This is a genomic window from Thalassospira sp. UBA4513 (assembly GCF_002388495.1).
Lineage (GTDB): Bacteria > Pseudomonadota > Alphaproteobacteria > Rhodospirillales > Thalassospiraceae > Thalassospira > Thalassospira tepidiphila.
In genome coordinates this window covers 37,396-50,015 of sequence record NZ_DGMR01000037.1, presented here as the reverse complement: position 1 = coordinate 50,015, position 12,620 = coordinate 37,396, and the positions used below count along the sequence as shown (strand labels likewise).

Annotated in this window: 13 protein-coding genes and 1 tRNA gene; 3 read left to right on the top strand and 11 right to left on the bottom strand. The window is 53.9% G+C overall.

The window, feature by feature from the left end:
- Window positions 1-44: 44 nt before the first annotated feature.
- The 5 genes from B2T33_RS15145 to ccsA form a co-directional block, all read right to left on the bottom strand.
- Window positions 45-2,321, bottom strand: coding sequence for a sensor histidine kinase NtrY-like (locus tag B2T33_RS15145; protein WP_197147445.1), 2,277 nt, complete (start codon window positions 2,319-2,321; stop codon window positions 45-47).
- Window positions 2,318-3,766: a nitrogen regulation protein NR(I) gene (gene ntrC, locus B2T33_RS15140; RefSeq protein ID WP_008891087.1), complete on the bottom strand. Its 1,449-nt coding sequence runs from the start codon at window positions 3,764-3,766 to the stop codon at window positions 2,318-2,320. Before ntrC ends, B2T33_RS15145 begins: the two co-directional genes overlap by 4 nt.
- Entirely contained in the window at window positions 3,763-4,908 is a 1,146-nt protein-coding gene (locus tag B2T33_RS15135; protein WP_008891088.1) for a two-component system sensor histidine kinase NtrB, read from the bottom strand. The genes ntrC and B2T33_RS15135 overlap by 4 nt, the downstream gene beginning before the upstream one ends.
- A 56-nt stretch (window positions 4,909-4,964) precedes the next feature.
- Window positions 4,965-5,975 (bottom strand): tRNA dihydrouridine synthase DusB, encoded by a 1,011-nt coding sequence (dusB, locus tag B2T33_RS15130; RefSeq protein ID WP_286792489.1) that lies wholly within the window; start codon window positions 5,973-5,975, stop codon window positions 4,965-4,967.
- Between the two features lie 275 nt (window positions 5,976-6,250).
- On the bottom strand, window positions 6,251-7,057 hold the full coding sequence (gene ccsA / locus B2T33_RS15125) for a cytochrome c biogenesis protein CcsA (protein WP_063089477.1): 807 nt from the start codon (window positions 7,055-7,057) through the stop codon (window positions 6,251-6,253).
- Between the two features lie 116 nt (window positions 7,058-7,173).
- Between ccsA and B2T33_RS15120 the strand changes: the two genes are divergently transcribed.
- Window positions 7,174-8,379, top strand: coding sequence for a bifunctional 2-C-methyl-D-erythritol 4-phosphate cytidylyltransferase/2-C-methyl-D-erythritol 2,4-cyclodiphosphate synthase (locus B2T33_RS15120; protein WP_286792488.1), 1,206 nt, complete (start codon window positions 7,174-7,176; stop codon window positions 8,377-8,379).
- Window positions 8,380-8,460: 81 nt separating this feature from the next.
- Here B2T33_RS15120 and B2T33_RS15115 read toward each other — a convergent pair whose 3' ends face one another.
- Window positions 8,461-9,024 (bottom strand): septation protein A, encoded by a 564-nt coding sequence (locus B2T33_RS15115; protein WP_286792487.1) that lies wholly within the window; start codon window positions 9,022-9,024, stop codon window positions 8,461-8,463.
- Window positions 9,025-9,087: 63 nt separating this feature from the next.
- Entirely contained in the window at window positions 9,088-9,444 is a 357-nt protein-coding gene (gene cutA, locus B2T33_RS15110) for a divalent-cation tolerance protein CutA (protein ID WP_008891093.1), read from the bottom strand.
- Window positions 9,445-9,547: 103 nt separating this feature from the next.
- Between cutA and B2T33_RS15105 the strand changes: the two genes are divergently transcribed.
- Both B2T33_RS15105 and B2T33_RS15100 read left to right on the top strand, forming a co-directional pair.
- Window positions 9,548-9,793, top strand: a complete 246-nt coding sequence (locus B2T33_RS15105; protein ID WP_064781426.1) for a hypothetical protein — start codon at window positions 9,548-9,550, stop codon at window positions 9,791-9,793.
- Window positions 9,794-9,910: 117 nt separating this feature from the next.
- Window positions 9,911-10,489 carry a histidine phosphatase family protein gene (locus tag B2T33_RS15100; protein WP_286792486.1) on the top strand — a complete coding sequence of 193 codons (579 nt, stop codon included), beginning with the start codon at window positions 9,911-9,913 and terminating at the stop codon, window positions 10,487-10,489.
- A gap of 46 nt (window positions 10,490-10,535) precedes the next feature.
- On the opposite strand, the gene B2T33_RS15095 is transcribed toward B2T33_RS15100, so the two are convergent.
- From B2T33_RS15095 to B2T33_RS15080, 4 genes are all read right to left on the bottom strand, one after another.
- Window positions 10,536-10,612: transfer RNA gene (locus B2T33_RS15095), tRNA-Pro, on the bottom strand.
- A gap of 68 nt (window positions 10,613-10,680) precedes the next feature.
- Window positions 10,681-11,163: a MerR family transcriptional regulator gene (locus B2T33_RS15090; RefSeq protein WP_286792484.1), complete on the bottom strand. Its 483-nt coding sequence runs from the start codon at window positions 11,161-11,163 to the stop codon at window positions 10,681-10,683.
- Between the two features lie 12 nt (window positions 11,164-11,175).
- The gene (locus B2T33_RS15085; RefSeq protein WP_008891097.1) at window positions 11,176-11,466 is read right to left on the bottom strand and encodes an integration host factor subunit alpha; all 291 of its coding nucleotides are present in this window, start codon (window positions 11,464-11,466) and stop codon (window positions 11,176-11,178) included.
- 155 nt (window positions 11,467-11,621) lie between these two features.
- Window positions 11,622-12,593: a beta-ketoacyl-ACP synthase III gene (locus B2T33_RS15080; RefSeq protein WP_286792483.1), complete on the bottom strand. Its 972-nt coding sequence runs from the start codon at window positions 12,591-12,593 to the stop codon at window positions 11,622-11,624.
- Between the last annotated feature and the right edge of the window lie 27 nt (window positions 12,594-12,620).

Below are 12,620 nucleotides of genomic sequence, written 5' to 3'. Positions count from 1 at the left end.
GTGACCAAATCAATCTTTTTCTTGTTTCGATTTTGACAACTAAATCAATTGCCTGAGGAATGTGCGTCCGAAGCCATACTATCAATTTCGGCTTCTACAACCTTTGGGAAAGATAGCGTAATCGTAGCTCCGCTTTCAACGCCGTCGGAGAGTATAAGCTCTCCACCATGGTCTTCCATGATTTTCTTTACGATCGCCAATCCAAGCCCGGTTCCCTTTGATCGGGTGGTGACATAGGGCTCGGTCAGGCGTTCGCGATGTTCTGCCGGAAGGCCCTTGCCGTTATCCGACACAGCCACAAAAACGCGTTGATTGTCGGGCGACACCGCGACTGAAATCTCGATCTTGCCAGGTGGCACTTCACCCTCTGTGGGCTTTTCACGGCCTTCAATCGCCTCTGCCGCATTCTTGAGCGTATTGGTCAGGCATTGATTGACCTGATGCGCATCACACGAAATTTGCAGATCTTCGATGCCACTGCGGTCAAAATCATAAGTGATATTGCTGTGCGCCTGTTTTTGCAGGAAGACCGCACTTTTCACCAGCTCACCGATGTTTTCCAATCGCATGGTTGGTGATGGCATGCGGGCAAAGCTGGAAAACTCGTCGACCATCCGCCCGATATCGGAAACCTGTCGGATGATCGTATCGGTACAGGTCGTAAAGACTTCCTGATCATCAGTGATTTGCTTCAGATACCGGCGCTTCAAACGTTCTGCTGAAAGCTGGATCGGTGTCAGCGGGTTTTTGATTTCATGGGCGATACGGCGCGCGACATCAGCCCAGGCTGCCATACGCTGTGCGGTCTGAAGTTCCGTGACATCGTCAAAGGTCACGACATAGCCAAACACCGTGCCATCATCGGCCCATTCCGCTGTCACACGCGCCATCAGTGTCAGGTTGACACCATCACGGCGAATTTCGATCTGGCGTGGCTTGCTGCGATCTCCGTCGCGGGCAAAATCGTCAAACAGTGGCTGAAACTCCGGAATAACGTCGGTCAGTTCCTGTGCCAGGTAATCCTCAAGATCAACGCCAAGAAGATCCGATGCACTGCGGTTTGGAAGATCAATCTTGCGTGCCGGATCAAGGCCAATCACGCCGGCGGTAACCCCGCCAAGGATGGCCTCGGTAAAGCGACGCCGTTCATCGTTCAGCCGGTTGGCTGCAATCAGTTCATTGCGCTGGGTTTCAAGCTGGGCTGTCATGCGGTTAAACGCACGACTAAGCGCTTCAAGCTCATCGCCCTGCCCGTCAAGCGGCACACGGAAAGACAAATCCCCGTCGCGCACACGTTCCGCGCCGGTAATCAACTGCGACACAGGCTGGACCAAACGGGTTGCCACCATAAGGCCCAGCGTCACAGCCGCCAAAAGCAGCACAACAGAGATCAGAACGAAGATCATGACAAAGGTAATCACAATCCCCGAACGTTCACCTTCAAGACTTTCATAGGCATCAACCGCACGCCGGGCCTTGTCGATGCGATCCAGAACGTTGGGGTCGACAAAACGACCAACCAGCAAGAAAGCATCAATAAAGCTTGGGATTTTGGCGATTGCGCGGATGCGGTTATCGCTTGAACCGATCATCAGAACAACGTCTTTCTGACGTGCTTCGTCAAAGACTTCCGGTGGCACCGAAACCTGATTGGTATCGTAGGAAAAACTGTATTCGGATTGGGCGATAATCTGACCGGATCCGTCGACCATCATCACTTCCGGCAACCCGCGCGCCAGTGCCTGATCGGTCAGAAAGTTCGAAATGCGGTCCGGACTGGTCGAAAAATTGACGCCGAAACGCTGCAAGTCACTGGTGGTTGCCAAGGCATCCGCGCGGATCAGTTCCTGATGTTCGCGCAAATAGGCATCGGCAATCACCATACTTTCTTCAACGGCGGTTCTGATGCGGTCGCTAAACCAGCCCTGAATACCGAAATGCAGGAAAAGTGCCGAGAATATCGCAACCACAATCGCCGGTGTCACTGCGACCAGCGAAAACATCAAAACCATACGGGTATGAAGCTTGGCCCCGGCAACCCCGCGCCGGCGTTCCACCCAGATCTGGACAAGCTTGCGCGCCACAAGCGTCGCCAAAAGCAACACCAACACAAGGTCGATGTTTAGCAGCAACAAAATCAGGCGCGGATCAGGCCGGAATGGCGCCGTCCCGGTCATCGCCAGGTAGGTCGCCGTTACCGAAACAAGGGCAGAAGTAACCAATCCAAACGCAAAACGCCGTGACTGTCCCAGCCGCCCCAGAAACCGTACAAAGCCCGACCGCAAGAACCGGTTGGAGATCGAACGGTCGGTATTATTCATTTCGTGCCCCTGACGACTTCCAGTCCAAGATCACGGATCTTCTTGCGCAGCGTATTGCGGTTAAGGCCAAGAACCTCTGCCGCCTTGACCTGATTGCCCCGCGTTGCTTCAAGTGTGACGTTCAAAAGCGGACGCTCCATTTCCCGCAAAATGCGATCATAAAGACCGTTCGCAGGCAGATCGTCATCATGGGCATCAAAATATTCGCGAACATGGCGTTCTATGGATTCTGAAAGCGACTGTGGTTCCGCAGTCGGTGCGGCTTCGCTGATATTATTCTCGGAAAACTCGGTCTCGATGACATCGACACCGATGACATCATGCGAATAAAGTGCCGTCAGGCGCCGTACCATGTTTTCAAGTTCTCGGATGTTGCCCGGCCAGCGATGCGCTTTTAGGCGCGCCATCGCTTCGGACGACAACGTCTTGCGCGGAAGGCCTTCTTCACTGGCCTGCATCAGGAAGTGATTGACCAGTTCCGGAATATCTTCCAGCCGTTCACGCAGCGACGGCAGACGGATCGGCACGACATTCAGGCGATAGAACAAATCTTCACGGAACGTGCCTTCGCGGATCAGCTTGCGCAAATCACGGTGCGTGGCCGCAACAATGCGCACATTGACCCGAATGGGCGTACGCCCGCCAACACGGGTGTACTCACCTTCCTGCAATACGCGCAGCAAGCGGGTCTGCGCTTCAAGCGGCATGTCGCCGATTTCATCAAGAAACAGCGTCCCGCCCTCGGCCTGCTCAAACCGGCCGACCTTGCGTTCGTTTGCACCGGTGAAGGCACCTTTTTCGTGACCGAACAGCTCGCTTTCGATCAATTCGCGCGGGATGGCGGCCATGTTGATGGCAACAAACGGACCATGACGGCGTCCGCCATATTCATGCAATGCGCGCGCAACCAGTTCCTTGCCCGTACCGCTTTCCCCGGTCACCATCACGGTCAGGTCGGTATTCATCAGACGCGCCAGCGCACGATAAATTTCCTGCATCGCCGGCGAACGGCCGATCAGTGGCAGGCGATCATCGCCCTCCTCATCCTCGGACTTACCAGTTTCATTTGCCTGCGGTGTCTCAAGTGCGCGATCAACAATCCCCATCAACTCATTAAGATCAAATGGTTTTGGAAGATACTCAAACGCGCCGCGCTGGGCGGCCTTCACCGCTGTCATCAGCGTATTCTGAGCACTCATGACAATAACGCGAAGGTCCGGGCGCAGCTTGCGAATGCGCGGCACCATATCCAACCCGTTCTCGTCAGGCATCATCACATCGGTAATCACCAGATCGCCATCCCCATCGGCGATCCAGTCCCAAAGTGTGCGGCCATGGCCAGTACTGCGGACTTCGTGTCCCTGACGCGACAATGCCTGCGTCAGGACAGTGCGAATGGCCCGATCATCGTCGGCAACCAGAATTCTCGCAGGGCTCGTACTCATGCGGTTTCTTCCCTGTTATTGATTATGATCGGATCAGCGGCCCCCTCGGCCAATGCCCGATTGTAAATTGGCAGCATGATTTGAAACTCTGCACCTCCCCCGGGTACATCTTTCACTTCAATCACACCGCCATGGTCATTGATAATTTTCGCAACCAGCGCAAGACCAAGTCCCGATCCGGTTGGTTTTGTCGTCACAAACGGGTCAAACAGGCTTTCGCGCATGTCTTGTGGAATACCCGGCCCGTTGTCACGCACCGACACCACCAGCGGCAGGTGAACGCGCGCGTCACCGCCAGCCACGGCAAGGCGGATACCATGCTGATAGCGGGTCGAAATGGTAATAACACCGTCCTTCGGATCGACTGCCTCACCGGCATTCTTGATCAGGTTCAAGAACACCTGAACAAGCTGATCCCGATTGCCAAATACCGGCGGCAAGGACGGATCGTAGATTTCTTCGAATGTCAGGTTCTTGGCAAAGCCATTTTCGGCCAGACGACGCACATGCTCGAGAACCGTATGGATATTAACAGCCCCGCGTTCCAGCGGCTTGTCAGAGAAAATCTCCATCCGGTCAACAAGTTCGACAATGCGGTCGGCTTCATCACAAATAAGGCGCGTCAGCACGCGATCATCTTCGTTGCTGGTTTGCTCAAGCAACTGCGCGGCACCACGAATACCCGAAAGCGGGTTCTTGATCTCATGCGCCAGAATGGCCGCCATGGCACTGACAGAGCGTGCTGAATTTCGGCTCAGCAACTGGTTGTCGATCTTTTGCGCGATCGAACGCGGCTCAAAAGTCAGAACCGCACAATCGCTGTCATCAGGCATGGAGCCAACCGTCAGATTGACCGTGTGTTTGCCGATTTTGGGGCTTTCGATCAAAAGATTATGATCGGCAACCAAAGTTGCCTCATCAACGGCCTGTCTGATCAGGGAAAAAACAGGGCTGTCCTGTGGGATGAAATCCGTCAGGTCACTGCGGCACAACACGGCGGCACTGGTGTTAAACAGTTGCTCGGTGGCCTGATTGACAAACTTGATTTTGCCATCCCGGTTGGCCACGACAACAGCACTCGCAATCGCGTTCAGAACGCCGGTCGGGTCGACCCCATTGCCTTTTCCAAATCCCAGTCTCATGCATATCTTCCCCGACAACAGTTTTTGACCGTCGCCATATTATTGTTATGAGGTAATCAGGCGGCTGCCTGATCCAGTTTGATTTCGTTTTCGATCAACCGTTCATAGAACGACCGGATTTGATTTTTGACTTCGGCTGGGTCATCCAACACATTGACAACACGACGAAATTCCGTCGCGTTGCGCAGGCTATTGCAATACCACGCCAGATGTTTGCGTGCGATGCGAACACCCTGACGGCCATGATGATCAATCATCGCATCATAGTGACGCAGGATGGTCTGAAGCTGAACTTCAAGTGTTGGCGCCGGAAGCTTTTTCCCCGTCGCAAGATAGTGCGAAACCTGAGCAAGGAACCACGGGCGCCCCTGTGCCCCACGACCGATCATGACCCCGTCGGCACCGGATCGTTCAAGCAGTTCCTTGGCATCTTCTTCGCTGTTTACATCGCCGTTGCCAAGAACCGGGATTGAAACTGCGTCTTTGACAAGTGCAATCGCATCCCAGTCGGCATCGCCCTTATAGAACTGGCAGCGCGTGCGCCCATGAATGGTCAGCATCGCAATCCCCAGATCCTCGGCAATGCGGGCAAGCTTCGGGGCATTGCGGTTATCATCATCCCAGCCAAGACGCATTTTCAACGTCACCGGAACTGATACCGCATCCACCGTCGACTTGATAATATCGGCGGCCAGCTTTTCATCACGCATGAGTGCCGAGCCGGCATAGCCCTTGGTCACCTTCTTGGCCGGGCACCCCATATTGATATCGATGATCATGGCCCCGCGGGCTTCGTTCATCTTGGCTGCTTCGGCCATTTCTTCGGGTTCGGTGCCGGCAAGCTGAACCGAAAGCGGACTTTCAGCAGCACAATCACCATGCATTTTACGGACTTCTTTTTCATGCCGCTGGATGCGGGTCATGGCATCCGACGCAATCATTTCGGACACAACAAGATGTCCGCCAAACTGGCGGACCTGTTGCCGAAACGGAAGGTCAGTCACACCTGACATCGGTGCCAGCACAACATTCTCTGGCACATGTACAGAACCGATCTGCAATGACATGAAGGAATTCCAATTGCCTAAAACTTGGGCAGATTAATAAAACTGGCCACCACATGCAACAACTCTCAGCCTGTTGTTGCAATTATCGTTGTTTCAAACCTGAAAATTCTAGGAAAATCCGACGAAAGTTCAACATTGCCGGGACTAACCATCCGATCAGGAATGCTTGTCCATGCCTGAATAATGACTAGCAATTATGCATACATCAAAAGGATGATCGTAAAAATTGAGCAAGACACAATCTGGCAGGGCTATCTGGTCGCCCTGCTTTGGGGCTAGCCGATGATATAGCCGGTTACCAACCGAACGCCCGGAAACGCCAAGGTCAGAAGCAACCAGGCGCCAAGAACAAAGCGTACGGCCATGCGTCCGCGCAAGGTGGAGCGTTCATGGATAAAGATCAGCACACAAATGGTCGCAAAACCCAGCAAGGTCAGAAGCATCTTGTGGTCGATTTCCCACAGGCTCTGACCTTCAACATACCGAAGCGCAAAGCCTGAAATGATCCCGATGATCAGGATCCAGGCCGACCATTTTAAAAACCCGACCAACATGTATTCACTGTCGCGCAGCGGCGGCAGACGTCGGCTCCAGCGGGTCGGCTTGCGTTTTTTCAGGGCATATTCCTGAACGACATACGCCATCGCCGCAATCGCTGCCAAAGTCACAAGCGCATAGGTGATCAATGAACTGCCGATATGCGCCCAAAGCCAACCGGAATAAAGTGCCGGCCCATCGACGGTTTCAGCAACGTTGTTGCCAAACACCCGGAAGACCGCCGCCAAAACCGCGAAAAGAAGAAGATAGCCGCCGATATACCCAGCCAATCGCCAGACCTGATGCGGGCCTTTGCAAATCACCAGACCACCAAAGATCAGGATTACGGTTAGTTCCGACCAATGCAGGGCCGCGGCAAAGCCACGGGACTGAACTTCCTCGCCGGTAACCCCCAGCAACACCATCGTGCCAACAGCCGCCAGACAAATCGATGCATAAAGCCAGATATCACGCCGTGGTTCAGGGCGCATGATCTGTCCGGTCAGGGGCAACAGGGCAAGGATATGGATATATGCTGCAAGCATCTTGAAACCCGTTTCAGTCTCCGGGATCAATCGCGACCCCGATATTGCATTTGCCGACTTGGCAAAACCTCCGCAGAAAGATAGCCTGCGGCGCACTCACGACAAGCTATGGCTTTATGTTTATGACCCAAAAAACAGGCGTTGTCATCGTCGCTGCCGGCAGCGGTAGCAGATTTGGCGACCCGATACCAAAACAATATCACATGCTTGGCGGCAAAAGCATTCTTGCACATTGCATCGAATGCTTTGCACGACATACCGATCCCGACCTTATTCAGGTGGTCTATAATCCCGCCCATCAGGACTGGTATGAAAGCGCAACAGCGACCTTGAATGAAACCGGATCACTCCCCTCGCCGGTGCCAGGTGGTGACACCCGACAGCAATCGGTTCTGAACGGATTGCGCGCCCTTGAGGACAAGGGACCGGATATCGTTCTGATCCACGACGCAGCACGCCCGGGGATATCCGATGACGTGATTGATCGGGTTATGACAGCGCTTCAGACCCATCCGGGGGCGATACCCACCCTGCCCGTGGCGGATACCATCAAGCAGACAGATCGGGATGGCGTCATCACCAAAACGATTGCACGCGAAACCCTGCAACGTGCGCAAACCCCACAGGGGTTTGATTTCAAAACGATTCTCGATGCGCATCAGAAATTCGAAGGCCAAGAATTCACCGACGACGCAGCCCTGCTGGAGGCCATCGGGCTTGATGTGATCTGCGTTGCCGGGACCACCAACAATGACAAGATCACCCATCGGGATGATTTTGGCCGGGCACAAAGCTGGGCTAATACGACAGACAAGGAAACAGCGCATATGTCGCAAGAAGAATATCGGGCTGGCACCGGATTTGATGTTCACCGCTTCGCGCCGGGGGATCATTGCATCCTTTGCGGGGTAAAAGTCCCGCACAGCGCGCGCCTTGAAGGCCATTCTGATGCCGATGTCGGCCTGCATACCCTGACCGATGCCATTTTGGGCGCGATTGGTGCTGGCGACATTGGCCAACACTTCCCGCCAAGCGACATGCAATGGAAAGGTGCGGCGTCTGACATCTTCCTCAGACACGCGGCAGACCTTGTGCGCAAGCGTGGCGGGCGGATTGTGAATGTCGACGTGACGCTGATCTGTGAACGTCCGAAAATTGGGCCACACACCCCGGCAATGCGCCAAAAAGTCGCGGAAATTCTTGGGATTGATGTGGACCGCGTCAACGTCAAGGCCACCACCACCGAACGACTTGGCTTTACCGGGCGCGAAGAAGGCATTGCGGCACAGGCAGCCGTCAGTGTTGCCCTTCCGATCAACTGATCAACCGCGAAGACCAACAAACAAAGGGCAGGATCAAAATCCTGCCCTTTTGCATTTCAAGGATATGCGTGCATCAACAGCTTAGGACGCGGCCTTGTCGCCTTCTTCCTCTGGCAACTGGTGTTTCATCAGCACCGGCACCTGCGCCATGCCAAACACCATGGTGATCGGCATAATGCCCCAAACCTTGAAGGCCACCCAGGTATCGGTGGAGAAATTGCGCCAGACGATTTCGTTGACCACGGCAAGAAACACAAAGAAGAACGCCCAACGCCAGGTCAGAATACGCCAACCTTCATCGGTTGCCTTAAACGCGCTTTCCAGAACCAGCTTCAGGAACAGTTTTCTTGCTGCCAGTCCGCCAAACAGGATGCTGGCAAACAGCAAGTTCACAATGGTCGGCTTGATCTTGATGAACAATTCATCATCAAGATACAGCGTCAGACCACCAAACACGATGACAAACACCCCACCAATCAGCGGCATCACCGGGATGGCTCGCGCCAGCGCATATGACGTCGCAAGTGCTACGACGGTGGCGGCGACGAACACTGCCGTTGCTGTCATCAGGTTGGTCGTTGCATTCACCGCAAAAAACAGGACCAACGGCCCCATTTCGAGGGCCATTTTGGTAAGCTGGTTCATTAACTCGCATCATCCCATGGAATAAATTTGCGCCATCCTAGGGGGCATGCCCACCAGATGCAATCACATCAGCCGTGATCCGGATCCCAATTGGGTTTGCAGCCATGAAACATAATCGTGATTGCCCCGCCCCAACGGGAGCTCAAGAATACAGGGGACCTCGTAGGGGTGGTGATCTTCGACCCATTGCGCCAATTCAAGCGCCTTGGTTTTTGACGTTTTAAGGATAACCACCACCTCGGTTTCTTCCTCGACATCGCCATCCCATTCATAGATCGCAGTCATATGAGGCAAGACGTTGGCACAGGCCGCAAGTTTTTCGCGAATAGCACCACCCGCAATCACACGCGCCATATCCATGTCCGGCACCGTGACATACAGAAATGACATCTCACTTGGTTGGAACTCTTCTGGCGTCATTGCGATTGCTCCATGGTTGATAATCCGTCACACTGATCAGGGTCAGGACCTAACATCCGATGTTTGTATCACCAATCATATCATAACGGTGCGAGGAGTACCGATGACGGGGAAAAAACATTCGAAACCGACCGATGTGCAGCTTGAATGGCTGCGCCGTGGTCTTAGCCAGCCCGGTGGCAAATTGCCGCTTTTTGACGGCAATGGCAAACAGATCAGCGAAAAAACGGTTCGAAGCTGTATTGATCATGGCTGGGCGGCACCGTGGTTTGACAACCCTGTCAAGCCCGATTGGCTGATCTGCAAGCTGACGGACGAAGGGCGTCGGGTCGCCAGTGCAGGCAATTAACGTTCCCTTCCCTACGCTTGGCCTTCCAATGCCGTAAAATCCTGACCGATCTGATCCGATCCCGATGATTTCGGGTATCAGACTCATCTTGCTGATGGCAACAGATGGGTAAAGATCATGCCGATATTGCTGCGAAACATGTTCCGGGTGGTTACTGTTCTGGGGGCATTACTGAGCCTTCCGCAGGCGGCTGCCGCCTCCGACGAAGCATGGCAGATCTGGCAGTCTGACGGTGTTCATGCCTTGATGCGCCATGCCATTGCGCCGGGCACTGGTGATCCGGCAAACTTCACCGTTGGTGATTGCACGACACAACGCAATCTGGACGACACCGGCCGCCAACAAGCGCGAGAAACAGGCGATCGCATCCGCGCCATGGGGATTGAATTAACCTTAATCCTGACAAGCCAGTGGTGCCGATGCGTTGATACCGCACGGTTGCTTGATCTTGGTCCGGTGACCGAGGAGCCCGCACTAAATTCCTTTTTCCGCAATCGCAGCACAGAAGCGGCACAGACCGCCGAAATCAAAGCAAAGCTTGCCAGCCTTTCTGGTGATGAAAAGCTGTTACTGGTGACCCATCAGGTGAACATCACCGCCCTGACCGACATTTTCCCGCGGTCCGGTGAAATCATTCTGTTCAGGATGTCTGATGATGGCAAGGAACTAAAAGTTCTTGCGCGCCTGATGCCGTAACATCCCAAGACGCGAAATTTCGCAATAATATCAAAGGGGAGATAATTGGTCGGAGCGAGAGGATTCGAACCTCCGACCCCCTGCACCCCATGCAGGTGCGCTACCAGGCTGCGCCACGCTCCGACCGTAGAGTTGCGCCGTTTGGCGCGGCTCGATAAATAGCGGCGCCACGCCAAAGACGCAAATGGTTTTTATGGATTTTTTTTAACGTCCTGCAGGCCTGTGCGCAGGATCGCCTGAAGTTCTTCGAGTTCGCCCAAAACAGCTTTCAGCGCTGTTTTGTCCTGACCGGAGACACTGGTCATTCCAGACACAGCTGTACCTGGCGCCATATCCGATGCGCCCGTCTCTGCGTCCTGGCCGGTTACAGCGATTTCCGATGGCAACTTGCCCTTGTTCTGATCAAGGAGCTTTTGGACCCCCTTGATCGTAAAGCCCTGATCGTGCAGCAGCGTGCGAATATGGGCAAGGAAATCAATGTCTTCTGGACGATAATAACGTCTGCCCCCTGCCCGTTTCATCGGCTGGATCTGGGGAAACTTGGATTCCCAGAACCGCAGGACGTGCTGCTGAAGACCAAGCTCCTTTGCAGCCTCGCTAATTGTGCGAAAAGCAGAGTCAGACTTTGCTGTCCGGCGGGAAGTTCCCGCCGCAGCCCCCAAGTTCGTTTTCATGACTTCTTTTTCTTAAGCGTTAATTCGGGCTTTCAGGACCTGTGAAGGCCGGAAGACAAGCACCTTACGCGGAAGGATCGGTACTTCTTCACCCGTTTTCGGGTTTCGTCCGATACGCTGACCTTTCTGACGAACAGAGAAACTTCCGAAAGAGGAAATTTTTACAACTTCGTCCTTGATCAGTGCCGATGAAATTTCATCGAGAACAGTTTCAAGCAGCTGGGCGGATTCATTCCGCGACAGACCAACTTCCTGATAAACGGCTTCCGCGAGATCCGCACGGGTAATCGTTGTTTCCGACATGACAGGCCGCCTCCTAATTACGGGACTTAATTTACAAGGCTATATCTGGTAGCGAAATCACTCAATATCAACAGGATACAATGCTTTTTGACGGAATGTTGTGAAAATTAAGAATTTCACGTGAATTTGTGTCATTCCGCACAAATGGTCCGGCTTTACCAACGCATTATCGATGCGCCCCAGGTAAAACCGCCGCCCATGGCTTCCAGCACGACAATATCACCGCGTTTGACACGTCCATCATGGACAGCCTCGGCCAGTGCCAATGGGATTGACGCCGCAGACGTGTTGGCGTGACGATCAACCGTCACAACCACCTTATCCTTGGAAATACCAAACTTGCGCGCCGTACTATCAAGAATGCGTTGGTTGGCCTGATGCGGTACAAGCCAGTCAATATCGCCCGGCTCAAGGCCGGTATCGGCCAGAACTTCGCGGATAACGCTGGCAAGGTTTGTCACAGCGTGGCGGAAGACTTCCTGACCTTCCATGCGCAAATGCCCGACGGTCTGGGTCGCAGACGGTCCGCCATCAACATAAAGAAGCTCATACTTGCTGCCATCGGAATGCAGACGGTTGGCAAGAATACCCACGTCTTCAATCGTGCCCGTGCCTTCAACGGCCTGCACAACGACGGCCCCCGCACCATCGCCAAACAGCACGCAGGTCCGGCGATCTTCCCAATCAAGGATACGCGAAAAAGTCTCCGCCCCGATAACAAGCGCGGTTTTGGCCTGACCGTTACGGATATACATATCCGCGGTCGTCAGCGCATAGATAAAGCCAGAACAGACCGCCTGCACATCAAAGGCGAACCCTTTGACCCCAAGACGATTTTGCACCTTGGTGGCTGTCGCCGGAAATGTGTTGTCCGGGGTCGCAGTCGCAACAATGATCAGATCGATGTCATCAGATGTGACACCGGCATGTTCCATCGCGCTTTTGGCAGCAGCAAAGGCAAGATCACTGGTGGTTTCACCTTCGGCTGCGATGTGACGCTGACGAATGCCCGTACGGGCAACAATCCATTCATCTGACGTGTCAACGCGCTTGGCCAGATCATCATTGGTTACAACGTTTGCAGGCAAATATGAACCGCAACCAATAATGCGAGAACGAGTTGTCATGATTTGGGGACCGCCGGTTTTCTGTTT

Bases quoted from the DNA above. Each gene is read 5' to 3' on its own strand.
- B2T33_RS15145 (WP_197147445.1), bottom strand. From the start codon at position 2,321: ATGAATAATACCGACCGTTCGATCTCCAACCGGTTCTTGCGGTCGGGC.
- ntrC (WP_008891087.1), bottom strand. From the start codon at position 3,766: ATGAGTACGAGCCCTGCGAGAATTCTGGTTGCCGACGATGATCGGGCC.
- B2T33_RS15135 (WP_008891088.1), bottom strand. From the start codon at position 4,908: ATGAGACTGGGATTTGGAAAAGGCAATGGGGTCGACCCGACCGGCGTT.
- dusB (WP_286792489.1), bottom strand. From the start codon at position 5,975: ATGTCATTGCAGATCGGTTCTGTACATGTGCCAGAGAATGTTGTGCTG.
- ccsA (WP_063089477.1), bottom strand. From the start codon at position 7,057: ATGCTTGCAGCATATATCCATATCCTTGCCCTGTTGCCCCTGACCGGA.
- B2T33_RS15120 (WP_286792488.1), top strand. From the start codon at position 7,174: ATGTTTATGACCCAAAAAACAGGCGTTGTCATCGTCGCTGCCGGCAGC.
- B2T33_RS15115 (WP_286792487.1), bottom strand. From the start codon at position 9,024: ATGAACCAGCTTACCAAAATGGCCCTCGAAATGGGGCCGTTGGTCCTG.
- cutA (WP_008891093.1), bottom strand. From the start codon at position 9,444: ATGACGCCAGAAGAGTTCCAACCAAGTGAGATGTCATTTCTGTATGTC.
- B2T33_RS15105 (WP_064781426.1), top strand. From the start codon at position 9,548: ATGACGGGGAAAAAACATTCGAAACCGACCGATGTGCAGCTTGAATGG.
- B2T33_RS15100 (WP_286792486.1), top strand. From the start codon at position 9,911: ATGCCGATATTGCTGCGAAACATGTTCCGGGTGGTTACTGTTCTGGGG.
- B2T33_RS15090 (WP_286792484.1), bottom strand. From the start codon at position 11,163: ATGAAAACGAACTTGGGGGCTGCGGCGGGAACTTCCCGCCGGACAGCA.
- B2T33_RS15085 (WP_008891097.1), bottom strand. From the start codon at position 11,466: ATGTCGGAAACAACGATTACCCGTGCGGATCTCGCGGAAGCCGTTTAT.
- B2T33_RS15080 (WP_286792483.1), bottom strand. From the start codon at position 12,593: ATGACAACTCGTTCTCGCATTATTGGTTGCGGTTCATATTTGCCTGCA.